Genomic DNA, 26686 nt, shown 5'->3' with positions numbered 1-26686 from the left:
GTAAAATTGGCGGCAAGATTAAAGAATTAAAGGGCTTTCGTCAACTTTTGAGAACCGTTCTCATTTAACCTTTAATACCAACAATACCGATAACAAGTAACCAAAATGCAAAAAACAATTTTAAGCGGGTTGCTGACATATAACTTACTAAGGTTTTTGCGAATATTCCACCAATTACCGCGCCAGGCCCCGCAAACAAAGCGACCTGCCAATACACTTCAAATGACACCAACGTATGCTGCCAAATGGCAGACCACACAGTAAATGCAGAAACAATCACAGCGGCTGCCACTGCCATAGTGACATCAAAACGCCTTAATATTAAATAAATGGCTAACAATTCACCTACGCCCACGGAAAGCCAAGCAGTAATTGCGCCACCAAATAAACAAATAACAACTATAGCTAGCCAATCAACCAGTGCTACATCACTATGATCTCTGCTTGGTTTAACAAAAAATACCGTGATGACTATGCATAAACCTAAAACCAGCGAGAACCAACTAAAGTTGTGGTGCAAACTATTGGGTGGCGCAACATTGTTGCCATATACCAGCCACAGTCCCAATATAGAGCTTAGTGTTGCGACTAAGATTATGCGTTTAAAGCCATGCCATAGTTTCAGCTCGTTTTTTTCAGTTTTATAGTGATGCCACCAAGTTAATGAGCCAGCTGTCATACCAAAACATTGAATAGCAAAACTTGTCGCAATAGCTTGTTGTTCAGTAAACGACAGTTCATTAAACGCAGGAATAAAGACTACGCCACCACCCGCCCCTGTTGAGTTGGCAAAAATAGCCCCTAACACACCTAAAAAGCTGAACATTACGTAAGAAGATATTCCCGCAAGGTCCATCGGCGACATAACAACTAAAGCTAACCACAAGCTGATAAATGGAAAAATAAACCAAGGACTGGTGAGACGAATGGAAAAGCGGTTAGGTGACATAGTTGAACTAATGAGCTTTATTGGAAAGCGCAGCTGATTTTTTATTTAAATAGCCGCAGGCATCATCAGAAAGCACCAATTGTGAAATATAATGCTTTCCTTTACTGGTATGAAGTAGCCAGCCTTTTTCTGTTTGACACAGTTGCTGAATGTCATGCCAGCCAATATGCTGTTTTTCGCCCATGAGAGTGGTCGTAAAGCCGTGTTTATCAATGGTAAGTTGCACATTGTGATTTGCTGCTCGACTTAGCATTTGCCTAGTCACCCACCAAGGTTTCTTAAAACGCACGCTTAATGCTTCTATCACACCCAATACAAACAGAAACCAAGCCGCATATGGATTCACATCAGTAAAGATAACAAGTAGCCCGCCCACTGCACTAAGACCAATGGCTTTATAATAATCTTTTAAGTCAGCTCTAGCTTTAGAGGACTGCTCAAAACACTCTCGATAATAAGCTTTATCTAGTGTATAAGTTGTTTGATAAAAAAACTTGTCTGACATGGTCTTATAGTTAACGTTTTTAGCGCGGCATTTTACCTACGTATCTTGTAAGAAAACAGAATTTTTTGCTCTTTGTCCAACATTAAATCTTACTCTCTATAATTTTTTGCTGCCGCTAATCGACGAAATATAGCAGGGAAAAATCTGTACACCGTAGGCGCCCAGTAGCTAATGCCTTTGCCAATAATAACTTGTGCTTTGTCTTTTTCTAATGCCGTCACAATTTGATCGGCACAATCTTCTACGGCGATACCATTAGCAATTGAACTGGCCATTTCATCAAATTTTGAGCCGTCCCCTCGAAACGCATTGACAGATATTTGGGTTTGTACAAAGCCTGGACAAATATTTAACACCTTGATGCCATTAATGGTTTCTTCCGCTCTTAGGCAATCCATATAGCCAATTATTGCGTGTTTTGATGCACTATAACCAGCCATACTCTTACCACCTATTAGCCCTGCTACGCTAGCCACAGTAGCAATAGTGCCTTGACCTTGCTGCTTCATAAAAGGCAATAGCGCTTGAGTCATGGCAATAGCACCAAAATAATTTACTTCCATCACTTTTCGCTGTACATCTAGCTGAGTTTCGCACGCAAATCCCCGTTGCCCTATACCACCATTATTTACCAATACATCAACACGACCAATTTGCGACATCGCATTAACGACCAATTCATTTAATTGCTCAGGTTGTGCTAAATCTAAAGGTACTATCAGGTGTTGCTGAGATGACGTTAAGCTCGACTTTACTTGCTCTAATGCTTCTGTATTTCGTGACGATAAAACAATGCGAGCGCCCTGTTTTGAACAAGCTATTGCTAGTGCTTTACCTATACCCGAAGAGGCCCCTGTGATCCAAATGGTTTTGTTCGCTAGATTCATTTTATTTTTATTGTGAGTAGGCTGTTACCTCAATATAAAATAAAACGCACCTAAACCCCAAAAAAGTTTAGGTGCGCCATTCATGAAACAACAGAAGTGGAAAAATGCTTAACTTGAAGCAGAATTATCGCTTCATTTCATAGTATAGAAGGCAAATTAAAATTTGCTTAATAATTTGCCATTATTTTATTTATCAATTTGTTATAGCTAAATTATGGTTAAGCGCTCTTAGCCAGTTCAACCAAGGTAAATCGCGTATCCTTTTCACCATAAACCACTAAGCTGCAACCTTGCCAAGACTCAGGTACTTGCCAAGATGATTGCTCATTGATATTGAACACATGAAATTTGTTATTACAACGTACTTCTAGCTTACTTAAAGCACCTTCAATATTTGCAAAGGTAAAATTATTTCTAACTAAGGTGTGAGACCAAAACGGTTGTTCATCAATGATCGAATTTACTGCGATGTTATTTTCACTCGCAACAAAGGCAGTTACTTTATCTAAGGTTTCTTTGTAAGCACTCAAATAGTCTTTTGCAGAAGGTAATTCAACTAATTGCTCATACACATCAAAAGCTTGCTTCAAGCGATTTAACTCAACTGCTAATACAAACTGCTGATGCAACACTGCAAACTCATGTGGTTCTGACTTTTTGCTTTCATGTGCAAAAGAAATATTTGATAGACTCTCTAGCTGGCGAATTTTATCCCCCTTGGCTTTAAAGTATGCAGATTTAACTGTTTGTAAAAAATTATTCTCAGCGATGAAACGATTCTTTATAGACGACAATTCATCAATTAGTTCTTTAGCTTCGTCTAAGTTGTTTTCCTTAAGTGCTTGTTGAGCATTATTATACTTTGTACTAAAACGTCTTCTAACCGCATATTCACTATTTCCATCGCCCTTCATAGCAAAATCCATTTGTACGGTATTAAAACAGCGCTGGATAGGTTTACCATCGACAGTTGCCGGCTCATATTTCCAACGTTTAATTGCTTTAATCGAAGCTCGTTCAAAGTCTTCACTGCCAGAAGAATCAAGCTTTAAAATATTAGATACAGAACCATCTGGTTCAACAATAAAGCTAAACCTCGCCCAACCTGTTCTACCTTCTATTGCGGCTTCCTTAGGGTAGTCAGGATTAACTCTTTTTATCGGCGTAGGGGGTTCTATCGTTTTTAATTGTTTAGCTAATAATGCTGTCGCATCATCAAACGCTGCACTTGAAAACACAGTTGCAGATAATGCTCCTGCAACAACCATTTTTGTTATGTTTTTTGACTTGGTATTTAATGCCACGGTACTCTCCTTTACTCAACATTAATCATTTTTCGCATGTCAATTAAATTGGCTTTAAAACCAAATTTTTCGTATGCGCGAATAGCGCTAGCATTCTGTGAAAATACGTCAAGATGCAAAGCTTCAACACCTTGCATACTGCTCCACTCTTCTAGCGCTGATAAAATCAGTTTTACTATGCCTTTCCCTCGTTGTTCAGCAACAACATAGATAAAGCCTACATAGCCTTTAAAATTGTACTTTAAGTAAGGTTTCGCCTTTTCAATACGTACATAGCCTGAGCCAATTGCAATGCCATCTAATTCCACAACAACTAAATGTACATGTTCAGCAGTAATCAAAGTCTCTAAATCATAATAATGTATTTGTTCTGATTTTAGTTGCGGCTCAAAAGGACGTTCAGCTTCAATGATACCTTGCTCGAAGGCTCTCAAAACAGGTAAATCGTTCAGTGTAGCCTCTCTAATTTTGGCTGTATGCATCGTCTTAAAATACTTCAATATAAAATTGGAATTATCGATAAAAATTAACACATTAGTAACATGAGTACTATACAGCTAAAAAAGTCTGTGTGCTAAATCAATTTTTTCAAAGGTAAAAACAGCTAACACTACCTTGATTTCTGGCCTTGATAATAACGACTATTTTTGTAATAAAATATTAACAAAAACACTATCACTGCTTTCAACGACTCGCTACTATATTGGTAATTAGGTCGGTTACTTATCAAACATTAGACCTTTACCTGTCAGTCAATCTTTGGAGCAGTCTTTATGTCCACCTTTGAAACATACAATGTACAACGTTTATCGGTGCAACCATTTGGCCAAACATCAACAGGTCAGCAGGCTAAGCTTTTTATATTAACCAATAAACAAGGAATGCGTGTTGCCATTACGGATTTTGGTGCTGCTATTGTTTCAATATTTACGCCAGATAAAACAGGAAGACTCACCGATATTGTTTTGGGGTACGACAATGTTAGCGATTACCAACAGGACACCTATTACTTAGGAGCAGTTGTTGGCCGGTACGCAGGTAGAATTGATCAAGGAAAGATATCAATCGACAATCACCAATATCAATTAACATTGAACACACCTGATAGCCAACTGCATGGAGGTCACCAGGCATTTAATAAAGTATTGTGGCATGTTGAACAAAACCTTCAGGAAAACGATAGCCAATTAACCTTAACCCATATTAGCCCTGACGGAGATAACGGCTTTCCGGGTGAAGTTCGCGTTTCAGTAACTTATTTATTAACGGACGATAATGAACTTGTCGTCAAGTATCATGCAACCACCAATAAAACGACACTATTAAATTTAACTCAGCACAGTTATTTTAATCTTGCTGGTCATGACAGTGGTCAAGTTCACCACCATCAAATAAAAATCAATGCATGCCACTATTTGCCTATGGATAAACGCGCATTTCCAACAGGTGAAATTAAGGCAGTAAAAAACACTGCGCATGACTTCTTACAATTAACGCCATTGGCTAAACACATAGACAGTGATGACGAACAAATTCAAATTGGTCGTGGATTCGATAATTATTGGTTGGTTGATGATAACGTATTAAACGGCGAGACATACGCAGCTCAAGCAGTTGAACCTATAAGCGGAAGAGTGTTAACGATGTATTCAGATCAGCCAAGTTTGATTCTTTATACTGCAAACTATATTGATGGTAGTCACTACGGAAAAAATAATGTTAAGTATCAAAAACGTGGCGCGTTGTGCTTAGAGCCACAACGTGCCAATAACAGACAAAATGGCCACCAATTGTCTAATACCTTATTAGAGCCAAACGAACCGTTTAATAGCACAATTCGTTATTGTTTTTCTGTTCAAGCTTAAAAAATGGCATTTAAACAAGGATAATTGCCATATTTTTTGCTTTAATGAGTTTTAACATTGTCGGATCGGCATCTTTATCAGTTATTAACGCATCTAGTTGTTTAAGTGGCGTGATTTCATGGTTAGAAATCAGCCCTAAACGATCACTTCCACCCATGGCGATGGTTTGATCTGATTGTTCGATCATCGCACGCATCATGGCTGCTTCCTCAATATATTTAGCTGTGATGCCGTGCTCAGGATGCAATGCACAAATACCCATAAAACAAATATCTGCTCTGATCCGCCTAACCATATCCAATGCAATTGCCCCAGCACAACGTAGCGCTGGTTTAAACAACACGCCGCCAAGTAAAATCACTTCAGCTTTGTGGTGATGAACCAATTCACAGGCCACCAGAGGGCAAGCTGTCACTATAGTTAAAGGCATTTCCTTTGGAATAGCTAATGCTAAATAGCGACAAGTTTCACCTGAATTAATAAATATCGTTTGCCCAGGCTTGAGTAAACTAACCGCTTGATTAGCACGTTTCTGCTTTTTTGGGTCCTTCTTTTCTAATCTATCGGCATAATCCGGCACATCTAACTGCAGTGGCAAGGCACCGCCATGCACTCGCCGTAATAAGTTAAGCTGCCCCATTTTATTCAAATCACGCCTTATCGTATCCTCAGATACACCTAGCTCTTCTGCTAGTTCTGTTGCCAGAACTTTGCCGGCTTGATTTAAACGTTGCAGAATTTGTTGTTGTCTATCAGCGATCAAAATATACCCTTGCGCTTTTTTGCATGTTTATGCCTATTTTACTTGCATTTTTATCACTATCAAGGGTAAATTAGTTGCACCATGATGCACCTTTTGACTAAAAAACACCACAAAACAGGCATACAACGCATTTTCATGCAAATATAAATCAAGGAAAGTTATGATCGATTTTTTAAAATACCAAGCACTGATTTTTGATATGGATGGCACTTTAGTAGACTCATCTGAAGCAGAAAGGCGAGCTTTTTCCATATGGTGTAATCATCACCAGCTTGACCTAGAAACGGTATTGCGTGCAACACGAGGTACACAACTTAAAGACTGTTTGCATGAATTTGCGCCACATTTAGACCCGGTAAAAGAATTTCAAAGCTTAAATGAATTAGAACAAACAGAAATTAGTGAGATAAAAGAAATAGAGGCTGCCAGCCAGTTTTTAACCTTAGTTGAGCATTTAAACTTGCCTTGGGGGATCGCAACATCGGCTACCTTGCCACTTGCGACTAAACGTTTAAACGCCGCTGAAATAAAAATACCTGACATACTGGTAACAGCTGAACAGATAGAAAAAGGAAAACCTGATCCAAGCCATTTTGCCGAAGCCGCTAAACAACTAAAGGCCGCTCCATCTCGCTGTTTAGCATTTGAAGATTCAATTAACGGTATAAATAGTGCGTTGTCTGCAGGTTGCGATGTTGTCATCATAGGCAATGACAATATTGATTATCCTAAGCACAAAAACATCAAAGCACAGTTTACTAGTTATTTGCCATTAATTAGCCAACTCAAGGAGCAGTTTCATGTCTAATAACTCAATTCAGACACAAGAAATGTTGGAAAAGCGCTGGGACTTGGCAGGCATAATCATCGGACTTTTAGGCTGTGTCGCGCAATTGACTCAGGTGCTTAACGAATGGCAACGAGACACACCTTCGGGGCTGTCGATTGGTTTTGTCAGCGGTTATTGGTTGGTGTTTGCTTTTTGGTTAAGTTATGGCCTTTTTTTCAAACGCTCAGCAATCATCATCACCAATGCAATTGCCTTACTTTTGCAAACCATATTGTTAATTAGCTTGTTCTAAGGCAAGTTGATTTTTCTAGGGTATGTTTACCGCAATTTATGCTGCCTTAGGCATTCGTTTAAAAGAGCAACTCACTCTAATTAATGGATAATTTAAACCTTTTATTTTACCTAAGCATCTAACGATGCTTTATCACTAAAATAAAGGCAAATTATGCGTAAAGTTGTAGCGGCATTATTATTTACATTCATAGGTTTTAGCACTCAAGCTATTGTCATTCAGCAAGATACCAAAGCTAATGAACATATCATTAACAAAGTACCGTCTTTCTTAATTGATATGCCACATGAGGGGCATGGTGCACTTATCGCACCACAATGGATTGTGACGGCGCAACATGTCATTTTTTATGATTATCAAGGTAAAACCTTAACCATCGACGGCAAAGATTACACCATCGAAAAAGTGGTTAAACACGAAGGGTTTAAAACGGCACCAAAACACTTAACACAAGGTGACGCTTCAGCATTAATGACTTTTATGAAAAGCACCCATGATATAGCGTTAGTGAAATTATCTAGCCCAGTTCAAAATAGAAAGCCTATTGACATTAACCGTTCGTTCGATGAAAAGGGAAAGATCATTACTGCATTTGGTCGTGGTGCAACAGGTGACGGAAAGACTGGTGCAATTTTCGAAACTAAACGCACTAAAACACTGCGCACGATGCAAAATAAATTTGAGAGTGCGGAGAAACAGTGGTTGTCGATCCGTTTTGATCAAGGAAAAAGTGCTCTGCCTTTGGAGGGTATTGATGGCTCTGGTGATAGTGGCGGTCCATTAGTAATTGAACATAATGGTAAAGCGAAATTAGCTGGGTTATTTAGCTGGGATTATATAGAAGGTAATGTCGAAAGCTTTACCGCAGGATTATTTGGCAATTCCTCTTATCAGGTTCGTATTTCCTATTACGCTGATTGGATTGATCAAATCACCAATGAATCAACAAAATAAGGTGAAAAGTCACAGGCATTAACAAATATGTTAATGCCTGTGCACTAAGCTAAGATGTGGTTGCCCACAGTTGCCCTAATTTAATTCCTATCACGAATAGACCAATACCAGCACCAATAACCAAAAATGTACGCATTGCTGACTTTTCAGAACTGCTTAACGTTGCCCACCAATTTTTCATTTTCCCACTCCCTTTAAATGTTCATTAAATATTGCAAAACCACCGTGATAAACACGCCTAAAAGTAAACCACAAAACATGCCTTTTACGATTAATACACGTTCTTGATTTTTATCTAAACTTTCTGTTTTTCCTATCACTTCAACAAGCTGCTCTGGTGCAATTAACTGCGTTTTTTCTACTTGAAATACTGAAGCCAAAGCCATCAAGGTTTCATTAGACGTATTACCATATCGCTCAACACGTTGAATGGTACGTAAACTTAAGCCACATGCATCAGCCAAGTGCTGTTGTGTCCAATTTTGTTCAGTTCGTAATTGCTTAATTACTGCTGCATTTACTTCCATTACAGTATGTCCACCCCAGTTAATTTGCCAGCAAAATACGTAACCACAGTAAAACCAACAGCAAACCCAACAATACCTCCGGCAACAGTAAATGCTATGGTAACAATTTTATTTTCTGATAATGCCTGCTTTTTAGTTGCCACATGAGTGCCATCCTCAATTAAACTGCAATGGACTTCACCAGTGAGCAACTTGGCAACATAAAATTCAATCTCATAAAGTTTATTGTCTACCTTAATTTTATGGCATGAGCGTCTGCGAATTGTGTGATGTTCAGATACAAGCTTTCCATCAAGCCAAACACTTTCTTTGCCAGAATTTGCAGAGGCTTTAATCTCAAAATGATGCCCATTAACATCAAATTGAAAGTGATATCCAGTAAAGTGGCTCGCTTCTTTGGTAGATTTTTCTTCTTTTTTAATTGGTGAGTTCATCACTTTTCTCGTTCAAAATTAACTTGTTGCACATTGAAGCAATTTATATAGAAAAATACGCCGACTTTGTTATGACACGACAGCTTTTGACATATGACACTAGGTGTCACAAAGTTATAACACAATGAAATACAAATAAAAAAGGAGCAATCATGCTCCTCTTAAAAAATTTGTTCAGCAGGGTTAAACATCTAATAAGCGTTTAATGTCTGCCGTGATTTTATCAATATTTGCCACATCACTTGGTGCGATAAAGATAGTATCATCGCCAGCTAAGGTACCCAAAATACCAGCAGCTTCTCCCATACTATCTAACATTCGAGAAATAAGTGGTGCACCGCCAATTCCCGTTTTTACAATAATTTGCATGTTGTTATGTTTAACACTGACAACCACAGATTGTATTGCTTGACGAGACTTAGGAATGGCCAGTTCATCCGGCAAAATATAAACGACTTGATCGCTAGCATTACGCATTTTCACAGCACCTAATTTCGACAGTAAACGCGAAATTTTGGCTTGCGACATGTTTTTAAAACCCTGCTCGGCTAATGCTGAGGCAAGTTGGCTTTGAGACCCATAACATTGTTCATTAAGTAAGGCTTTAAAAGCAGCAATTAACTCTGCTTCATTTTTTTTGCGAATGGACGTCATATCAATTTTCACCGCTAAATTTAGTGGCAATATTTTAACGGGATTTAAGCTTTTAGCCTACCTATTTATTCACTTTATTTTTACTAATGATTTAATTTTAAAAGCCTGATTGATAACTTCACTTAATAATTATATTGTTTAGACGAATATATATACAAAAATAGAATTGAAAACAAAAGGAATTGGATTAAAGACTATGTCAAAAACGTTTTTTTATGCCGCAACAATGTTAATTTTATCTCACCTTTTAGGTTGTCAGGCAACACAAAATAGCGCCAAGCCACAAAGCAAAATACCACATATCCGAGGAGAAAACATTAACCTAAACGGCTTTCACGAAACTAGGGCAAAAACTTTTGGCCAGCATTACATTTTAGAAGCTCAAACCAGCAAAAAGTTACTTAGCCTAACCTTTGACGATGGCCCATCTCAATACACACTCGCTATTGCGAAAGTTTTAGCCAAGTACAAGATTCCTGCAACCTTCTTTATGCTTGGCAATGAAATGCAACAACATCCAGAAATTGTTAAGGCGATACATCATCAAGGTCACCAAATTGCTAATCACTCATGGGATCACCCTGACGTCAGCACCTTTAACAACGCTAAAACGTTTTGGCAGCAACAAGTCGCCTCACAAGCGACAACGTTAAAGCAAATTGTCGGCATTAGCTCTAATATTTTTCGCCCGCCTTATGGCAGGATTACCGACACTCAAGTAGAACATTTAATTAAAAATGGCATGGTGACCGTTATGTTTTCTATCGACACCAAAGATTGGGACGAAAATGACAATGCCGTTGATACCTTAGTTGATAGAGCAACAAAATACGCACATCCTGGTGCTATCATCTTAATGCACGACGGCGGAGGCAATAGGCAAAATACCGTTAATGCCCTTGCCCCAATTATCGAATTTTATCTAGCGCAAGGTTATCAATTTGTTCGCTTAGATACATTGCTAGCAAATGATTAACTAGCTTTAACCACCAAACGTCGTTGAGACTCTATGCCCATAGAAAGCAATACCGGCGATGATTTTTGTCGCTCGATAAAGGCTTGTTTACAGCTTAAACCTTGCCATTGCATGTTAATCAAGTTTTGTGCAATCGAGCCCCCTAAACTGCTCCCTGGTCCCAGTAAAATAATATGCTCAGGAGCAAACTCTTTAATCGCCACTTCAATTGCGCGATTAAAGTGATAAGTTTCAGTTACCTGAGTCGACAACGTATAGTTAAATAGTTTATCCAAGTCTGTGCTGTACGGCTGCCAAATATGCCCTAGGCCGTCAATTAAGGGTACCTTGGGTGCAACAAATTTATCTTGCTCAAGTATATTCATCGCTTTGGCCGAAATTTCTGCCATCAATGGTGAGTGATAAGCCGCATGGTTAAATAACTTCACCGGGTAACGCTCGTCTATGACAGGCAACTTTTCTTGCAAAGCATTTATCGCAGCTGTTGTACCAGCAAATACCCAATACCCACCTAAATCGATGGAGAGAAATAAACCATTAGGATAATTTATATTGACTTCATCCAATAGACTTTCCAGTGCTGCTTTACGTGACAGATCAATTTGCCAGTGTTCGTCAACTAACGGATAAATTAGCTGATCACCTTGTGCATCACTGGCCATGATAGCGCCCATGGTATCAATGAGTTGTAAAGCATTTTCAGCATTCATTGCTTGGGCTACGGCAAGTGCAATATACCAGCCCATAGAATTGCCAGTCACTGCAACCAATTCATATTGTTCGGTGTCTATGGCCAGGGAATCAGCATAAGCACAAGCATAAATAAGGCTAGATGCGTTATCCGCTGACGTATGTTTTTTTAGATTAAAACTTGCGCTGTTATCCAGCGTTGATATTAGCTCTGCACCTTGCTGATTTCGATACTGATCAAAGGAGTTTAATAGTGACGATTTATCACTATGATATCGCGCGAAATACCCCATCTCCTCTTTGTTGTAGCTGCCCCTTCCTGGGCAAACCACTATGGCACGTTTTTTTTGGCTCATGCTGTTTCCCCTTGTTTAGAGTGAGCAGATTGAGCAAACATGTCTTTGGCCTTCGCCACGATATCATCTTTACTCGGTAATACGCTGTAAGCTGCTTGCCCCAATGGAATGAAGCTGTCTTTAGCACAAATTCGAGCGATGTCTGTTTGGTTTTTGTCTGGCAGTTGCTCGGCAATTAACGTATAGAGTGCTTCGCTGATCGAACCTGTTTGACGGCACTCATCAACAATTAGCGTTTTATTACACGCCGCTACTTGCTCAATAATTCCTTGAGTATCAAGTGGGGCAAGCCATTGTAAATCAACAATTCGGCAATTTATCCCCTGCTCAGCTAACTCTGCTTGTGCCTGACAAGATAAATAAAAACCATTGCCATAACTTAATATACATAAGTCTTTACCGTCACCTCGTGTGGCGATGGCCATGTCGTTTTCGCTTTGTGGTGATGTTGAAGACGGCAACTGATATTCACTCAACCATAAACCGTCACCAACTTGATGAAGATCTTTGGTCATGTACAACGCAATGGGTTCAAGAAAAACCACCACCCTTCGCTGTTGATGAGCAAGTGCTACTGACTGGCGCAATAATTGTGGCGCACTGTGAGCATTTGATGGGCAAGCAATGACAACACCAGGAATATCGCGAAATACAGCAAATGAGTTGTCGTTATGAAAATGACCACCAAAACCTTTTTGATAAGCCAGCCCTGCTACTCGGATCACCATTGGATTAGTAAACTGACCTTTAGAAAAGAAAGACAAAGTAGCCGCCTCACCACGAATTTGGTCTTCTGCATTGTGCACATAGGCTAGGAATTGAATTTCTGGCATAGGTAAAAATCCGTTATGCGCTAAGCCGATTGCACCACCTAAAATGGATTGCTCATCGAGCAAGGTATTAAGCACTCGGTTTTTACCAAACTTTTCTACCAATTTTGTCGTGACGTTATAAACACCACCTTTACGGGCAACGTCTTCACCTAACACCACAATATTGTCATATTGCGCCATTAAATCGAGCATGGTCCAATTTAATATTTTGGCTAGGTGCTGTTTTTTACCCAAATTATGCTTCTCGTGAGCAAATAAAACTTCTCTATCTACCACAGGTAAAGTCGGGCAGGAAAGCGGTTGATTGTCAGGAATTATCGATTCCATCACCTGCTCAGCCGTTGTCAACTTAGCTAATCCTTGCACTTGATTCGCTACTTGTTCAACACGTTCACTGATCCCCTGATAAATGTTCAGTAGCTGTTCTACCGTCGCTAAGTTAAGTGAAAGCATAAGTTTTGCAGAATAAAGCAAAGGATCATGGCGTTCATTTTCTTCAATTTTACTGGTTTGGTGATATGAGGACTCAGTATCAGAGCCTGCGTGCCCTAATAAACGCACCAGCTTGATATGCAAAAATACAGGCTGTTGTTTTTCTTTCGCAATTTTGCGGGCCTTAAGGCTAGCGGCATAGGTATCTAATAAATTTAGTCCATCACAAGCAATATAGTGTAAATGTGGTCTGTGGCGAAAATTTGCCTCTATCCAATGTTCTGGCGTATGTGTTGAAATGCCTATGCCATTATCTTCGCAAACAAATACGATAGGAATTGCTAATGACTGATGCGCCGCCCACAAAGCACTATTGATAGCGCCCTGTGCCGTGGAGTGATTTGCCGAGGCATCACCAAAACTGCATATCACCACACTGTCGTCATCTAACGTTGCTGATTTGTGCAATCGTCTTGCCAAGCCGATGGAAAACGCTGTACCCATCGCCTTGGGTAAATGTGATGCTATGGTACTGGTTTGTGGCGGCACATTGAGTGCTTTGCTGCCAAGAACTTTATGCCTGCCACCTGAGATAGGGTCAAATTTTGACGCAGCGAATGACAACAACATATCGTAGATAGGTGTTTGCCCGGCAAGCTGTTTGCTTCTTTGCACCATAAAGGCGCCACTGCGGTAATGTAAAAACGCCATATCTTTAATGGAAAACGCTTTGGCAACCGCAGCATTGCCTTCATGGCCAGAACTGCCAATGGTGTAAAAGCTCTGACCTTGTTTTTGCATCACCCTAGAGTGCAGATCCAAGTGACGTGAGATCACTTGTGATTCAAACATATCCATCAATTCTGCAGCCGTTAATCCTAACGATTCTAGACTAGGTATTTGATGTATTTCAGGTAACTGACCACTTAATAAAAAGCGGGCAAAGTTATCTTTAACTATCTGATTGCGATCACTCACGACGCTCTCCCTGACTTTTGCTTAGAAAAACGCCTGTATACCGGTTTGCGCTCTACCTAAAATTAACGCATGAATGTCGTGTGTACCTTCATAGGTATTGACCGCTTCGAGATTCATCATATGACGTATCACATGGTATTCATCGGCAATACCGTTACCACCATGCATGTCTCGTGCAATTCGAGCAATGTCTAACGCTTTGCCACATGAGTTTCTTTTTACTAACGAAATGGCTTCTGGAGGTAAGTTGTTTGCATCCATTAAACGCCCAACTTGCAAAGAGGCAAATAACCCTGTGGTGATCTCGGTTTGCATATCCGCCAGTTTCTTTTGAATTAATTGTGTCGACGCTAGCGGTTTACCAAACTGCGAGCGATCTAACGTGTATTGTCTTGCCGCATGCCAACAAAACTCAGCAGCGCCCAATGCGCCCCAAGCAATACCGTATCTGGCTTTGTTTAAACAACCAAAAGGCCCTGAAAGACCTTTTACATGAGGTAATAAATTCTCGTCTGGCACAAAGACATTATCCATAACAATTTCACCGGTTATTGAAGCTCGTAGTGAAAATTTACCTTCAATTTTAGGAGCCGACAGTCCTTGCATGCCTTTTTCAAGAATAAAGCCGTGGATAACACCCTCAAGTTTTGCCCACACGATAAAAACATCAGCGATTGGCGAGTTGGTGATCCACATTTTATTGCCAGTAAGTTGATAGCCACCATCAACTTTGACCGCTCGTGTTGACAAACTAGCGGGATCTGAGCCTGAATCTGGCTCCGTCAAACCAAAACATCCAATTAACTCACCGGTCGCTAACTTAGGTAAGTACTTCATTTTTTGTTCTTCACTGCCGTAAGCATTAATGGGATGCATCACCAATGAAGATTGCACACTCATTGCACTTCGATAACCACTGTCTACACGTTCAACCTCGCGAGCAATTAAGCCATAGCTGACATAATTTGTACCTGCACAGCCGTACTTTTCGGAAATAGTGCAGCCCAAAAGCCCTAACTCTCCTAGCTCTCGCATAATTTCAGGGTCAAAATGTTCAGTTCGGTTTGCTTCTAGAATGCGTGGCATTAACCTTTCTTGACAATATTGATGAGCACTATCGCGAATAATGCGCTCATCTTCACTGAGCAGTGCATCTAAGTTGAGAGGGTCTTGCCAATTAAATACCGGTTTTTGATCTGCAGTAGTCATGTCTAATCCAAAAAGTTAGTTACTGTACAAAGATTACCCAAGCATAAGCTAAAGTTAAAATATAGTTTTTCTTTATCATGTATAGACAAATTCTATACCTATGATTACTGTATTAACTAGCCACAACGAGTATGAGCCTGCTCAGTTAGTTGAGAAATAGCTTATGGATTTAAAACAGTTACAGTATTTTATCGCGGTGTACGAACAAGGCAGTTTTAGTCATGCAGCCAAAGTATGTTATATCGCTCAACCTTCAATTTCTGCGGCCATTAGTCAGCTTGAATCTCAGTTTAACCAAGTACTGTTTAACCGCCATGCTCGTGGTGTTAGTGCGACACCAGCTGGACAGCAACTCTATCCGTTGGCTAAACAACTCATCGGCCAAGCCAAAGCGATTCAGACAAGTTTGATGGGCGATCAGGAAAAACAACAATTTAGCTTGGGGGTAACTAAGGGGTTAGGTGTAAAACGTATGAGTACGTTGCTAAAACAGTTTATTTCTGAGCAACCTCAAATGGAGCTGACATTGGTGCCACAATATGAACAGTGTAACGCCCGTATTATCATTAAAGAGGAGTTAGCCAGTAATGAGTCCTATCATGTTATTTGGCAAGAGCAATACCTGCTAGCTTTGCCTCTTGAACACCCATTAAGCTTAAAAGATCACATAACGCTGGACGATTTAGATGGCGTCGATTTTATCCAACGTACGCCATGCAGCGCTTGGCAACTTTTGCAAGACACCCTCACCTTATCTGGCATTCAGCTAGCCATCAGAGCAAAAATTCAAACCATTGATTACGCGCTAGGTTTGGTCAAAGCAGGATTAGGCGGAGCTTTGGTGCCAGCGCACAAAGAAATCATCGATCAAAGTGACATTTGTTTTAAGCCCCTACAACAATTAGCACTACATCGTGAAATTGTATTGGCCTATTCCAACACATCACCACTAGTGGAAACATTATTAGACTGTATCAACAACATGCCAGCTTACAAAGATTGACATTTGCCGACATTTTTTCAACACAGATGATAAAGATTCAAACAGGGGAAAAGTAAACAATAGCGACAACAAAAAACGGCTCTTTGCATGGACAGGCACATGACACAATTTAACCGATCTTTATTAACTATCGCTATTTCCAGTTTATTTATTTCAACAGTTCAAGCGGCTACACCAACAACAGGTGTTGCTGCTGAAAAAACACAAGATTCAGCTATTGAAACTATCGAAGTAACAGGTCGTCGAAATCAACCTAATACCGAAGTTTCATTGGCAACTGAAAAACTGTTGGCCATTGCGGGCATAGATAACGATCCGCTAAATTCTGTCTATAGCATGCCAGGGGTAGTCTACGCCGGTGGAGATAACGGTGGAGAACCAGCCATTAGAGGTTCCTCTCCCGACGATAACGGCTTTTACATTGACGACTTGCCTGTTGATTACATTTTTCACTTGTTTGGTGACAGTATCTTTAATGAAAACTTAGTAAGAGACTTTTCGCTTCACCCCGCCGCATTTAACAGCCAATTTGGTAATGCAACGGGAGGAATATTTGATGTGCAATTAAGAGACCCTCGCAATCAAGACATACAAGTGATCGCCGACGCCAGTCTATTAAAAACAGGTGTGATGGTTGAAGGTGGGGTAACGGAAAACCAAGCATTTTATTTTTCTTATCGCCGTAGTTTAATGCACCTGTTTTTGGAAGAAGGTGAAGAAGACGAAGGCTATACTATTTTTAAAGCGCCGGTTAGTGACGACTACCAAGGTAAATATCAGTGGTTAATTGGAGATACACACAAACTCACCTTTACCATTGCTGGTGCCAGCGATACCGGAGGGCTTAATATTTCTGCAGCGTCTGAAAGTGGCCGTGCAGATCCCGATGTCATAGGTGATTTAAAAATTGATACCTCTTTCGACAGTCAATCTTTAAGCTGGCAATACTTTGGTGACAGTGGAAAAATCATGCAAGTTATTGCTGGGCATAGCAGTAGTGAAGCGACCGAGTCATACGGTCGTGGGCAGTTTATTAAAGTAGAAGAAGATAAATACAACTTACGAGCACACTATCAGGTCAATTGGTTTGACAATCATACGTTAATTGTTGGCGCTGATATTGAAGACGCCACGATAGATTACAGTTTTGATGCGATCCCTTATTACTGCACAGATCATCAAGCAGATTGTCAAAGTCAAAAAGGCGATAGAATTCAAGATGAAGACGAGCTATCAAGTTTAACTACCGCAATTTACCTCAATGACAAATGGCAATTTGGTGAAAACTGGCTTTTGGAATTAGGACTAAGAGCAGAGCGCAACGATTACACGGAACAATCATTTGTTCATCAACGTATTGCGCTAAATTGGTATGCTACTAAAGATCTCACTTTATCACTTAAACAAGGCAGTCATAGTCGTTTTCCTGACGTTGAAACCGTATTAAGAAAAGTCGGCAATCCCAAATTAAAACAGCCCAAAGCTCAACATTACGCCATTTCTGCCGCTTACCAAATAGATGATATTTGGCATACTAGCCTAGATGTTTACTACAAAGACCTAGGTGATTTACCTAGAGCCTTAGAAGAAAACGACATCAACTACGATTTGCATTACAGCAATGATATGTCAGGTACTGCACGTGGTATTGAGTGGGTCATTGAACGAGAACTTGCCGATGATTGGTATGGTTGGGCTTCAATTAGTTGGTCAAAAAGCGATAGAACCGATGAAAAAATTAACCAGACCACAGATTATTATCTAGATACACCGCTACTAGGAAATTTAGTAGCAAACTACAAATACAATGAAAAGTGGGATTTTGGAATCCGCCTTACGGTGCGCAGTGGACAAAAATACACACCTATCGTGGCACTTAGAACAAACCCTGATTACCCAGACAACTTCTTACCTGTGTATGGTAAATTAAACAGCAAAACATTACCCACTTATCATCGACTTGATCTTCAGGCTAATTACAACACGCAATATTGGGGTTATGACGCACAGTGGAGTTTTGCCATCTTAAATGCACTTAACAGCGATAACTATTCAGGCTATTACTATGCGCCTGATGGCACAGAAACTATCGATAATTATAAAATTGAAGGGGAAGAAGGCCTTGGTATATTCCCATCAATTGGGCTTAAAATGACCTTTTAACAAAAACTATAGCCCTAAGCCCCGCCTGTTAAAATGACAGAGTGACAACAATAGCTTAACAAACGTTTGTTTATTACTTTATTGAAGTCGCTCTCTTTTCTTACAATTTTTAAACATTTGACTTAAGCTGTTCAGTGCACATTAATAACATCATTTGTTACTATTACCGTAAATCTTGCCATGTGTGCAAATTAACAATAACAAGGTTCGAGCGCATTCGCGCCAACAGGGAAAGACAATCGATGTATAAATCGCTCGTCGCAGCACTAATGCTTTTTTGCACTACGCTAAGTTATGCAAATGAGAAAAAGCTGGAAAATGAAAGCACTGTCTTTAATGAAACGTTTAGCTGGCAAATTCAAATGGGCTTGTCTGGCTACTACTACGACATTATTTTAAAAGATGTAGAACAAGTTGACACCATAGATTTTATCAATGCTTCACTTCTTATCGACTTTTACTATAAAGGATTTTTTATTCAGTCAAACCACAGACGCACTGATACACATACCTTAGGGGCAGAAGTGGGTTATCAGCTAATAGTGAATGACGAATGGGAACTCGACATTATCAGTAAAAGTTATATCGGCGGCTTTGATCCAGAATTTATCCAAGATGATTCCAGTCGAGATATTCCTATTATTGAAGGGTTAGACAGCCGCAGCATTGGAAGTGGTGTAGGCTTGAGGTATAACCGATATTTTGAAAGTAGCCAATTATCAATCGATGTAGCTTCATTAGGCTTAAGTAGTTCAGTCAATGGCTGGTTAGTTGAGGCCTTCTACACGCAACTTATCCCTTACCGCAATTGGGACATATACCTTAATTCCAGTATTACTTTTTATGCTAAAGAAACCATGGATTACTATTTTGGTATCGACCCACACGAAGTAACTGAGATAAGACCGCTCTACACAGCAAAAAGTGATATTAAAGTACAGTTGGAAGCATTTTTCCAACACCCTATTACTGAAAAATGGACGTTTAATGCAGGATTTAGCTACAGCCGTTACCTAGGTGACATAACCGACAGCCCTATCGTTGATCAGCCAGATGCAAGCCAGATAATGTTAGGGGTTCTTTATGTATTTTAAACTAGGCAATCAAGTTGCGTGGTTTACTCTAGCTTTTACCTTGTTAATTGGGCTTGAGGCTCACGCTGAGTCAACAGCAGATAAAACACCAGTAATTACCGCACAACCAAGTAATTGTGTAACCTTGCATCAAGGCCGAGCCTGTTTTGCTAAAGTCGTTATAAATTGGCAAGTTGATCAACCAGGTAACTACTGTATTTTAGCTAAACACAATGGTCAAACACTGCACTGCTGGCGAAATTTAAAAGAAAGTCAGTGGATTTTTGAGTTTCAGTCCGCTGAAAAAGTCGAATATCAATTAGTAGCCGCAGATTCAAAACAAATATTAGCTGAAACTGAAATAACAGTAAGCTGGGTGCATAAAGCCACCCCCAGAAAGCGCCGCTGGCGTTTGTTTTAATGTAAAAGAGAAAACACCATGTCAAATCAACATCGAATTTTATTAGTTGAAGATGATCTCACCCTGGCTAACTGGGTAATTGAATACTTAGAAGACCAAGATTTCAACGTGGCACATGTTGCTCGAGGCGATCTGGTTGAAGAAAAGCTATTAAGCTATAACCCAGACATAGTGCTGCTAGATGTGATGTTACCAGGGCTAAGTGGTATTGAAGTTTGCCGCCTGATTAGACAGCATTCAAACTTACCTGTCATCATGTTAACGGCAAGAGCAGATGAATTCGATGAAGTCATAGGTTTCGAAGCAGGCGCAAACGATTATGTGATCAAGCCGGTTAGGCCAAGGGCTTTATTAGCGAGAATACATAGTTCATTAAAAAACCAAGTGGTTCCAGAACAAAATTCCAATGAAATTAAGCTAGGTCGCTTAGAGATTAACGGCGAAGCAAACAGAGTAGTCTTTAAAGGTGAAGAAATTGAACTATCAACCAGTTTATTTTCCTTTTTGTGGTTTTTGGCCAGTCACGCAGGGGAAGTTGTAGATCGTGATACTGTGTTTAAAGCCCTTAAAGGTAGAGAATATGACGGTCAAGATCGTCGTTTTGATGTCATGTTATCCACCCTAAGAAAAGTATTTAATGATGATCCTCAAAGCCCTAAAAAATTTAAAACAGTTTGGGGAAAAGGCTATTTGTTTGTCGCTGATGCCTGGGACGAATAAGCGTGACTCGACTATTTCTGAGTATCATTGTTACGGTGATTGGCTCATTATTTTTAATCGGTTTAGGCTTAGATAAACTAGTTGCCTCCCAAGAGAATGTAACAGAGATCCCTTTAGAAACTGCAATTTATCAACAAATGTTGGAAGGTTTAAGCCAGGAGTTAGCACATACTCCTGCACCTGACGTTGCCGACAAGTTCACTCAACTTGCTGAGCATTTTCAATTAGAATTAAGTTTAGATAAAACCCAAGACGTCGCTTTACCGCTGGCACTGTCGTCTCAATTAACCCAAGTTGGTGGACTAATACTTGCGTCGGATCAGCAGCCCTACTTATTGAGACAAATTCCCAATCACGATGACTATTTATTACGCTTACAATTACCCAATTTAGTGGATGAAGAACATCAACAAAGCGTTATTTTAACCGCTATTTTGTATTTGGGTGTTTGTGGTATTTTAATTCTTTGGCTTATTCCGTTGGCACGTCGTCTATTTATTCTAACTAATGCCGCCGCTAGAATTGGCAAAGGTGAACTTAATGTCAGAGTTAACTTAAACAGGCTTTCATATATTTATCCACTGGAAGCAAGTTTCAATCAAATGGCAGCTCAAATTGAAAAACTAATGGCTGACAATAAGCTGTTAGCTCGCAGCTTATCGCATGATATTCGCACGCCAATGTCTTGTTTACGTTTTGGTGTCGAAGCGGCGCTAGACACAAGTAACATCGAGAAAAAGAATACTTATTTACAGCGAATGGAAGCTGAGTTAACACGCATGGAAGATATGACCAGTGCGTTTTTATCCTACGCAAGTATGGAACGGCAAGGTGTTAACTTACGTATTCAAAAAGCTAATATTAATCAATTTATTGATAATGTTAGTCAGCATTTTCAAAGTTTGGCCGCTCAACATAACATTGTTTTAAGCACAGAACTGCTTGAACACGAAGCGCAAATAGAGATGGATCAACATTGGCTACATCGCGCTATTCAAAATTTAGTTTCGAACGCCGTACAATATGCTAATTCACGTGTATTAATATCGATAAAACGTGACGGCAAAGGTATGCTCATCAAGGTTGAAGATGACGGCAAAGGCATAGAAGAAAATAAGCTTGATGTGGTGTTTGACCCTTTTGTAAAACTTGATGTTGATCGTTCACGCGAACAAGGACACTTTGGCTTAGGGTTAGCGATTTGCGCAAAAGTGGTTGATTGGCACAATGGTTCAATTAAAGCACAAAAGTCTGTGGCACTTGGCGGTGCGGCTTTTGTTATTTATTTGCCATGCACTCATTAAAAACTAACAAGCACCAATTGAAACAAATATGTATTTCAATTGGTGTTAACGCTCAATCCCGTGATATATTGCTGCGTTAACGCGGTTTTATGTTTAACGCTATTTCCTTCTATTAAGTAGTGTAAACCTCAAAAAAATACTATTACTAATCTATTCATTATGAACAATCCTAATAACGCAATGTCACTTGTCATCTTGGCTGCTGGTCGCGGCAGTCGTTTTGGTGGCCCAAAACAATTTACTGACTTTGGTCCAAATCAATGGCCGTTAATGCTGTATAACATTTCACATGCTTTTAAAGCAGGAATTTTGCATGTGGTATTTATTACACGCCCTGAACATTTAGCTGTGCTGCAGGAAAAAGTATTGGCTAAACTGCCAAGCCAAATGACTTACGATGTCGTTTATCAGGATATCTCAAACTTTCCTCAAGAGTGCTTTGTTGATTCAACTAGAGAAAAGCCGTTAGGTACAGCACACGCACTATGGTGTGCCAAATCGGTTGTTAAAAGTAACATGTTAGTGATTAATGCTGACGATTATTATGGGTCAGAAGCTTTTACATTGGCGGCACAGCAATTAAACAGTAACGGGTTAGTCGCCTTTGAACTTAAAAATACACTTTCAATGCACGGCGGTGTGAATCGCGGCCAATGCAAACTAGAGAACAACAAATTAATTGATATCGAAGAAATTCTTGATATTACACAAGATAACGAACATGAATGTATTGGCTATACCACAGATAACACACAAGTGAATCTACCACTGACACAATTAGTTTCTATGAACTGTTGGTTCTTTACACAGGATATTTGGCCAGCATTAGAAACGGTATTAACTCAAACCCTAACAGAAAATGCAGCACTTGATGTTGAAGCTCATCTACCCTCTGCCGTTGCGCTTTTGTTGACCCAAAACAACTTGGTTAAGGTTTTAACTTCACATGATGCGTGGTTTGGCGTAACATATGCCGCCGATTCAGAAGCGGTAAACCTCCAATTAACTGAATTAACACAACAAGGAAAGTTTCCAGCCCTCGCTGAGCAGTAAGTAAGGATAAAAGGATTAGCGGTACCAACATGAGTAAAAGTATTGAACAAGCACAATTTGAACACGTATTAACAGCATACGATTGTCAAATTGATCAAACCCAAGTTTCACCTTTAGGTAACGGATTAATCAACAATACTTTTTTAGTGTCCTCTCCTGAATCTAAATTTGTTTTGCAACGCATAAACCATCACGTGTTTAAGCAGCCTAAACAAGTGGTTAGCAATGCTGATCTAATTAATGACCACCTACAAAACAAAAAAGAAGCACAAGAGTATTCACTTGAACCCATGTGGCAACTCAAAGATAAAGACGGTAAGCCAAGTGTTAAGTACAAAGAACATCTATGGCGCGCTATTCAATTTATTCCAAATTGCTACACCATTGAAGAAGTTGATTGTGCTAATCAAGCGCATATGGTTGCCAAGGCATTTGGTGAATTTACCTCAGCGTTAAGTGATTTTCCTGCAACTGAGTTAAGTGAAATTATTAAAGATTTTCACAATCTAGAATTTCGCATGTCACAGTTAGCCGATGCGGTATCACAAGATAAATGTGGCCGATTAAAACAGTGTAAAGATTTAGTCGATTTATGTTTTAAACAACATCGCTTTATTGATGAAGTAGCCACTTATGTTGATAACTTGCCAGTGCAAGTAACTCATAACGATACGAAAATTAACAATTTACTTTTTGCAAATTCGACCAAAGAGCCTATTGCGGTAATTGATTTGGATACCTGTATGCCAGGGTTTATTATGCATGACTTTGGCGACATGGTGCGCACCTGCTGCTCTAACTTAGCAGAAGATGGTACAGCACTTCACAAGATGGAACTGCGTTTAGATATTTTTGAAGGTTTAGCAAACGGTTATGTTGAGAGCTTCAGTGGAAAAATGACACCTATTGAAAAAGATAGCCTAGTTATTGGTGCTCAATTGTTGCCCTTTATGATAGGTGTACGCTTTTTAACTGACTTTATCGATGGTGACAACTACTTCCACACCCAAAGAGAAACTCACAACCTGGATCGAGCTAAAAACCAAATTAACCTGTATTCTTTGCTGAAAAACTCTCGCTCAGAGCTCGAAGCAATTGTCGCAAACGCTTAATTAGCTTTTGCTTTGCATCAAGATTTCGAAAAAAACAGCAGAGTGTTAATCATTTAATCATTCACTCTGCTTGTATATTTATACAAACTCCACTTTGTCTTTCTCGCCCTATTTTCAGCTATAAACAAATAGATAAAAACTAGCATTTCATTATATAACAGTTACTTAAAATCAACGTATGCTGTCACCAACAACTATCTTCCGCCTCAATTACTAATTACTAAGCAATAACCGTAATTCATTTTTTAAGTCAATAAATTATTAGGCTGAAACACAATTTCAGTGTTAGGGTAATTGGTAACAATTACAGTGATTAATGACGTTAATTGATAAAAATAGTTGTTAATAAACTACTTTTCAGCGCTTTTTTGTAATTTTCAGGCTAAAAAGTGTTAATACTGTAAACAAATAACAAAGTTTCAATAAAGTATTAATTTGGGGGTGGCAATAGTGAAGCTAAGCTTAAAAGTGAGTGCATTAGTTGCGTTAATTTTGGTCTCTTTTTTAATGTTGATGATGGTCGGATTGACCGCGTTACGTATTGCCAGCAATACTGATAATCAAGCCCGCGTCGAACAATTATTTAAGTCGGCATATCACATCGTTATCGAAATGGAAAAAGCAGTTAAACGCGGTGAAATGGATGAAACGCAAGCAAAAGCGTTGGCAACTCAATTACTGCGAGAAAACAAATACCATAAATCTGAATATGTGTACGTAGCCGATGAAAACTTAAACTTCGTTGCAACTCCACTTGATCCGCAGTTACACGGGACAAGTTTTAATGAATTTAAAGATGGTAATGGTCGCAGTGTTGGCCAAATATTACAAAATGCCGTCAGGCAAAACCCTAATGGCATCGCTCAGTATGAGTGGACACAAAAACAAGCAGACGGTTCCATTGAAGATAAGCTGTCTATTGCTCAACAAACACCGGACTGGGGCTGGTATGTTGGAACAGGTATTGGCTTTGCCGAAGTTGAAGCTCGTTTTTGGGCCAATGCTAGATGGCAAGTTTTAATTTGTTTAGCTTTAACAACCGCATTGGGTGTATTGCTGTTTTGGTCAACTCGTCGCCTGTTAGATGACTTGGGCGGAGAACCATCAGAAGTATTAAAACTCGTGCAAAAAGTGGCATCAGGCGAATTAACTGGTGATAACGATAAACAAGATGTCAGACCGGATTCTATTTATGGTTCAATTCTTAAACTAAGATCATCACTTGCGACAATTTTAGGCAGTGTTGATCAATCAATACGCCAACTTCGTCAACAAACCGAAGACACCAATAGACGATCAGCAGAAATTGATGAAACCTTTGAAAGCCAAAGAAGTGAAATTGATATGGTCGCTACCGCCATGACAGAAATGTCATCGTCTTCTCAAACCGTTGCGGAAAGTGCTAATGCCGCAGCGAAATCGACAGAAGAGGCAGATGAACAAGGGGTTAAAGCGCATCAAATTATTAACTCTGCTGTTAATTCCATCACTAACTTAGCCTCACAGATTGACGAAGCGAGCACTGTTATTACCGCACTGGGAAATGACGTAACTAATATAGTATCTGTGTTAGATGTTATCCGTGGTATCGCTGATCAAACTAACTTATTAGCCCTTAATGCCGCTATTGAAGCAGCTCGTGCGGGTGAACAAGGTCGAGGGTTTGCCGTGGTTGCAGAAGAGGTTAGAAATCTCGCTAAGCGAACACAAGACAGTACCGAAGAAATTCAGCTCATGATTGAGCGTTTACAATCGGGCTCGGTGAAAGGTGTTGAAACTATGGAGCAAAGTAAGTCATCAAGTGAAGGTACTGTAGAGCAAACACAACAAGCCGCCATTGCACTAAATCAAATTGCACAATCACTGTCTTCAATCACCGATATGAATAATCACATTGCCACGGCAGCTGATCAACAAAATAAAGTTGGTGATGATATTTCAAGACGTATCAATATGATCGCGGAAAGTTCACACGAAGCAGCAGAACTTGTACATGCAGGTAAAGATGCGACATATACCTTGGCACAATTGACCGATGAACTTGAAGACTTAATGTCACACTTTAGAACATCTTAATTACGCTAATTTTAAATGCAGCTCAATTATTGAGCTGCAAACAAATGTTGCACGAATCAATTAAATCAATAGCAGAAAAGTAGTGTTATATCGCTTAGGCCAAGTGTTCAACGCAAGGAGCTAACAAAATAAAACAAACTACACTGGAAACTTAACGCAAAACAAAACCAACAAAAACCTTCATTAAACTTCGTTTCGTCAAACTGACGACAAAACAAGCTAAACAACCTTACAATTGCACAAAAGTTTCGCCATAGTTACAAACTGAAGCCTTCAAAACGAAACACGTAACATATTTTTTACAAAAACAAATCCAAAAATTATCAATTGCAACAAATATTTAATTTAAAGGTGTGTTTTTTA

Annotated in this window: 27 protein-coding genes; 14 read left to right on the top strand and 13 right to left on the bottom strand. The window is 39.5% G+C overall.

From position 1 onward, the window contains the following. Positions 1 to 64: 64 nt before the first annotated feature. From IE199_RS01590 to IE199_RS01570, 5 genes are all read right to left on the bottom strand, one after another. The gene (locus IE199_RS01590) at positions 65 to 949 is read right to left on the bottom strand and encodes a sulfite exporter TauE/SafE family protein (RefSeq protein WP_189766964.1); all 885 of its coding nucleotides are present in this window, start codon (positions 947 to 949) and stop codon (positions 65 to 67) included. A 7-nt stretch (positions 950 to 956) separates the two neighbouring features. Then, entirely contained in the window at positions 957 to 1454 is a 498-nt protein-coding gene (locus IE199_RS01585) for a YcxB family protein (RefSeq protein ID WP_189766963.1), read from the bottom strand. Between the two features lie 89 nt (positions 1455 to 1543). Beyond that, positions 1544 to 2341 carry an SDR family oxidoreductase gene (locus IE199_RS01580; RefSeq protein WP_189766962.1) on the bottom strand — a complete coding sequence of 266 codons (798 nt, stop codon included), beginning with the start codon at positions 2339 to 2341 and terminating at the stop codon, positions 1544 to 1546. A gap of 218 nt (positions 2342 to 2559) precedes the next feature. Continuing rightward, entirely contained in the window at positions 2560 to 3645 is a 1086-nt protein-coding gene (locus IE199_RS01575; RefSeq protein ID WP_189766961.1) for an energy transducer TonB, read from the bottom strand. An 11-nt stretch (positions 3646 to 3656) separates the two neighbouring features. Further along, positions 3657 to 4127 (bottom strand): GNAT family N-acetyltransferase, encoded by a 471-nt coding sequence (locus tag IE199_RS01570; protein WP_189766960.1) that lies wholly within the window; start codon positions 4125 to 4127, stop codon positions 3657 to 3659. Positions 4128 to 4418: 291 nt separating this feature from the next. On the opposite strand from IE199_RS01570, the gene IE199_RS01565 reads away from it, so the two are divergent. Further along, a complete protein-coding gene (locus IE199_RS01565) occupies positions 4419 to 5510 on the top strand; it encodes an aldose epimerase family protein (protein ID WP_189766959.1) in 1092 nt (363 codons plus the stop codon). 10 nt (positions 5511 to 5520) lie between these two features. On the opposite strand, the gene IE199_RS01560 is transcribed toward IE199_RS01565, so the two are convergent. After that, on the bottom strand, positions 5521 to 6273 hold the full coding sequence (locus tag IE199_RS01560; RefSeq protein WP_229854467.1) for a DeoR/GlpR family DNA-binding transcription regulator: 753 nt from the start codon (positions 6271 to 6273) through the stop codon (positions 5521 to 5523). A gap of 160 nt (positions 6274 to 6433) precedes the next feature. On the opposite strand from IE199_RS01560, the gene IE199_RS01555 reads away from it, so the two are divergent. The 3 genes from IE199_RS01555 (at position 6434) to IE199_RS01545 (ending at position 8309) form a co-directional block, all read left to right on the top strand. Further along, on the top strand, positions 6434 to 7081 hold the full coding sequence (locus IE199_RS01555) for an HAD family hydrolase (RefSeq protein ID WP_189766958.1): 648 nt from the start codon (positions 6434 to 6436) through the stop codon (positions 7079 to 7081). Continuing rightward, positions 7074 to 7355, top strand: coding sequence for a PQ-loop repeat-containing protein (locus tag IE199_RS01550; protein ID WP_189766957.1), 282 nt, complete (start codon positions 7074 to 7076; stop codon positions 7353 to 7355). The genes IE199_RS01555 and IE199_RS01550 overlap by 8 nt, the downstream gene beginning before the upstream one ends. Positions 7356 to 7508: 153 nt before the next feature. Continuing rightward, entirely contained in the window at positions 7509 to 8309 is an 801-nt protein-coding gene (locus tag IE199_RS01545) for a trypsin-like serine protease (RefSeq protein WP_189766956.1), read from the top strand. A gap of 49 nt (positions 8310 to 8358) precedes the next feature. Here IE199_RS01545 and IE199_RS22050 read toward each other — a convergent pair whose 3' ends face one another. From IE199_RS22050 to argR, 4 genes are all read right to left on the bottom strand, one after another. Next, complete coding sequence (locus IE199_RS22050; RefSeq protein WP_268245312.1) at positions 8359 to 8490, bottom strand: hypothetical protein; 132 nt, start codon at positions 8488 to 8490, stop codon at positions 8359 to 8361. 13 nt (positions 8491 to 8503) lie between these two features. Next, complete coding sequence (locus tag IE199_RS01540; protein ID WP_189766955.1) at positions 8504 to 8836, bottom strand: helix-turn-helix domain-containing protein; 333 nt, start codon at positions 8834 to 8836, stop codon at positions 8504 to 8506. Continuing rightward, entirely contained in the window at positions 8836 to 9270 is a 435-nt protein-coding gene (locus IE199_RS01535) for a hypothetical protein (RefSeq protein WP_189766954.1), read from the bottom strand. The genes IE199_RS01540 and IE199_RS01535 overlap by 1 nt, the downstream gene beginning before the upstream one ends. Before the next feature lie 183 nt (positions 9271 to 9453). Next, entirely contained in the window at positions 9454 to 9924 is a 471-nt protein-coding gene (gene argR, locus IE199_RS01530; protein ID WP_189766953.1) for a transcriptional regulator ArgR, read from the bottom strand. Between the two features lie 196 nt (positions 9925 to 10120). Between argR and IE199_RS01525 the strand changes: the two genes are divergently transcribed. Beyond that, positions 10121 to 10900, top strand: a complete 780-nt coding sequence (locus tag IE199_RS01525) for a polysaccharide deacetylase family protein (RefSeq protein WP_189766952.1) — start codon at positions 10121 to 10123, stop codon at positions 10898 to 10900. Here the strand turns inward: IE199_RS01525 and IE199_RS01520 are convergent. From IE199_RS01520 to IE199_RS01510, 3 genes are read right to left on the bottom strand one after another with little or no spacing between them, the layout of a single operon-like run. Continuing rightward, the gene (locus tag IE199_RS01520; protein WP_189766951.1) at positions 10897 to 11946 is read right to left on the bottom strand and encodes an ACP S-malonyltransferase; all 1050 of its coding nucleotides are present in this window, start codon (positions 11944 to 11946) and stop codon (positions 10897 to 10899) included. The two genes, IE199_RS01525 and IE199_RS01520, sit on opposite strands and share 4 nt — an antisense overlap. Beyond that, positions 11943 to 14189 carry a thiamine pyrophosphate-dependent enzyme gene (locus tag IE199_RS01515; RefSeq protein ID WP_189766950.1) on the bottom strand — a complete coding sequence of 749 codons (2247 nt, stop codon included), beginning with the start codon at positions 14187 to 14189 and terminating at the stop codon, positions 11943 to 11945. Before IE199_RS01515 ends, IE199_RS01520 begins: the two co-directional genes overlap by 4 nt. A gap of 21 nt (positions 14190 to 14210) precedes the next feature. Next, the gene (locus tag IE199_RS01510; protein ID WP_189766949.1) at positions 14211 to 15398 is read right to left on the bottom strand and encodes an acyl-CoA dehydrogenase; all 1188 of its coding nucleotides are present in this window, start codon (positions 15396 to 15398) and stop codon (positions 14211 to 14213) included. 163 nt (positions 15399 to 15561) lie between these two features. Between IE199_RS01510 and IE199_RS01505 the strand changes: the two genes are divergently transcribed. The 9 genes from IE199_RS01505 to IE199_RS01465 all read left to right on the top strand — a co-directional run bounded on the left by IE199_RS01505 (position 15562) and on the right by IE199_RS01465 (position 26323). Next, positions 15562 to 16401, top strand: a complete 840-nt coding sequence (locus IE199_RS01505; RefSeq protein WP_189766948.1) for a LysR family transcriptional regulator — start codon at positions 15562 to 15564, stop codon at positions 16399 to 16401. A gap of 99 nt (positions 16402 to 16500) precedes the next feature. Then, positions 16501 to 18564, top strand: a complete 2064-nt coding sequence (locus IE199_RS01500) for a TonB-dependent receptor (RefSeq protein WP_189766947.1) — start codon at positions 16501 to 16503, stop codon at positions 18562 to 18564. Between the two features lie 242 nt (positions 18565 to 18806). After that, positions 18807 to 19658 (top strand): MipA/OmpV family protein, encoded by an 852-nt coding sequence (locus IE199_RS01495; protein WP_189766946.1) that lies wholly within the window; start codon positions 18807 to 18809, stop codon positions 19656 to 19658. Beyond that, the gene (locus IE199_RS01490; RefSeq protein WP_189766945.1) at positions 19648 to 20058 is read left to right on the top strand and encodes a DUF3019 domain-containing protein; all 411 of its coding nucleotides are present in this window, start codon (positions 19648 to 19650) and stop codon (positions 20056 to 20058) included. Before IE199_RS01495 ends, IE199_RS01490 begins: the two co-directional genes overlap by 11 nt. An 18-nt stretch (positions 20059 to 20076) precedes the next feature. After that, entirely contained in the window at positions 20077 to 20778 is a 702-nt protein-coding gene (locus IE199_RS01485) for a response regulator (protein ID WP_189766944.1), read from the top strand. Positions 20779 to 20780: 2 nt separating this feature from the next. Next, entirely contained in the window at positions 20781 to 22082 is a 1302-nt protein-coding gene (locus IE199_RS01480) for a sensor histidine kinase (RefSeq protein ID WP_189766943.1), read from the top strand. A 159-nt stretch (positions 22083 to 22241) separates the two neighbouring features. Next, a complete protein-coding gene (locus IE199_RS01475; protein ID WP_189766942.1) occupies positions 22242 to 23135 on the top strand; it encodes a sugar phosphate nucleotidyltransferase in 894 nt (297 codons plus the stop codon). 29 nt (positions 23136 to 23164) lie between these two features. After that, positions 23165 to 24247 carry a phosphotransferase enzyme family protein gene (locus tag IE199_RS01470; RefSeq protein WP_189766941.1) on the top strand — a complete coding sequence of 361 codons (1083 nt, stop codon included), beginning with the start codon at positions 23165 to 23167 and terminating at the stop codon, positions 24245 to 24247. Positions 24248 to 24697: 450 nt separating this feature from the next. Then, positions 24698 to 26323: a methyl-accepting chemotaxis protein gene (locus tag IE199_RS01465; protein WP_229854464.1), complete on the top strand. Its 1626-nt coding sequence runs from the start codon at positions 24698 to 24700 to the stop codon at positions 26321 to 26323. The last annotated feature ends 363 nt before the right edge of the window (positions 26324 to 26686 follow it).

This window comes from Thalassotalea marina (genome assembly GCF_014656435.1).
Classification (GTDB): domain Bacteria; phylum Pseudomonadota; class Gammaproteobacteria; order Enterobacterales; family Alteromonadaceae; genus Thalassotalea_C; species Thalassotalea_C marina.
Note: the sequence above shows the minus strand (reverse complement) of the source record. Positions and strands in the feature narration are given on the sequence as shown.

Excerpts from the sequence above, each read along its gene's own strand:
- IE199_RS01590 (WP_189766964.1), bottom strand. The coding sequence starts at position 949 with ATGTCACCTAACCGCTTTTCCATTCGTCTCACCAGTCCTTGGTTTATT.
- IE199_RS01585 (WP_189766963.1), bottom strand. The coding sequence starts at position 1,454 with ATGTCAGACAAGTTTTTTTATCAAACAACTTATACACTAGATAAAGCT.
- IE199_RS01580 (WP_189766962.1), bottom strand. The coding sequence starts at position 2,341 with ATGAATCTAGCGAACAAAACCATTTGGATCACAGGGGCCTCTTCGGGT.
- IE199_RS01570 (WP_189766960.1), bottom strand. The coding sequence starts at position 4,127 with ATGCATACAGCCAAAATTAGAGAGGCTACACTGAACGATTTACCTGTT.
- IE199_RS01565 (WP_189766959.1), top strand. The coding sequence starts at position 4,419 with ATGTCCACCTTTGAAACATACAATGTACAACGTTTATCGGTGCAACCA.
- IE199_RS01555 (WP_189766958.1), top strand. The coding sequence starts at position 6,434 with ATGATCGATTTTTTAAAATACCAAGCACTGATTTTTGATATGGATGGC.
- IE199_RS01550 (WP_189766957.1), top strand. The coding sequence starts at position 7,074 with ATGTCTAATAACTCAATTCAGACACAAGAAATGTTGGAAAAGCGCTGG.
- IE199_RS01545 (WP_189766956.1), top strand. The coding sequence starts at position 7,509 with ATGCGTAAAGTTGTAGCGGCATTATTATTTACATTCATAGGTTTTAGC.
- IE199_RS22050 (WP_268245312.1), bottom strand. The coding sequence starts at position 8,490 with ATGAAAAATTGGTGGGCAACGTTAAGCAGTTCTGAAAAGTCAGCAATG.
- IE199_RS01540 (WP_189766955.1), bottom strand. The coding sequence starts at position 8,836 with ATGGAAGTAAATGCAGCAGTAATTAAGCAATTACGAACTGAACAAAAT.
- IE199_RS01535 (WP_189766954.1), bottom strand. The coding sequence starts at position 9,270 with ATGAACTCACCAATTAAAAAAGAAGAAAAATCTACCAAAGAAGCGAGC.
- argR (WP_189766953.1), bottom strand. The coding sequence starts at position 9,924 with ATGACGTCCATTCGCAAAAAAAATGAAGCAGAGTTAATTGCTGCTTTT.
- IE199_RS01525 (WP_189766952.1), top strand. The coding sequence starts at position 10,121 with ATGTCAAAAACGTTTTTTTATGCCGCAACAATGTTAATTTTATCTCAC.
- IE199_RS01520 (WP_189766951.1), bottom strand. The coding sequence starts at position 11,946 with ATGAGCCAAAAAAAACGTGCCATAGTGGTTTGCCCAGGAAGGGGCAGC.
- IE199_RS01510 (WP_189766949.1), bottom strand. The coding sequence starts at position 15,398 with ATGACTACTGCAGATCAAAAACCGGTATTTAATTGGCAAGACCCTCTC.
- IE199_RS01505 (WP_189766948.1), top strand. The coding sequence starts at position 15,562 with ATGGATTTAAAACAGTTACAGTATTTTATCGCGGTGTACGAACAAGGC.
- IE199_RS01500 (WP_189766947.1), top strand. The coding sequence starts at position 16,501 with ATGACACAATTTAACCGATCTTTATTAACTATCGCTATTTCCAGTTTA.
- IE199_RS01495 (WP_189766946.1), top strand. The coding sequence starts at position 18,807 with ATGTATAAATCGCTCGTCGCAGCACTAATGCTTTTTTGCACTACGCTA.
- IE199_RS01490 (WP_189766945.1), top strand. The coding sequence starts at position 19,648 with ATGTATTTTAAACTAGGCAATCAAGTTGCGTGGTTTACTCTAGCTTTT.
- IE199_RS01485 (WP_189766944.1), top strand. The coding sequence starts at position 20,077 with ATGTCAAATCAACATCGAATTTTATTAGTTGAAGATGATCTCACCCTG.
- IE199_RS01475 (WP_189766942.1), top strand. The coding sequence starts at position 22,242 with ATGAACAATCCTAATAACGCAATGTCACTTGTCATCTTGGCTGCTGGT.
- IE199_RS01470 (WP_189766941.1), top strand. The coding sequence starts at position 23,165 with ATGAGTAAAAGTATTGAACAAGCACAATTTGAACACGTATTAACAGCA.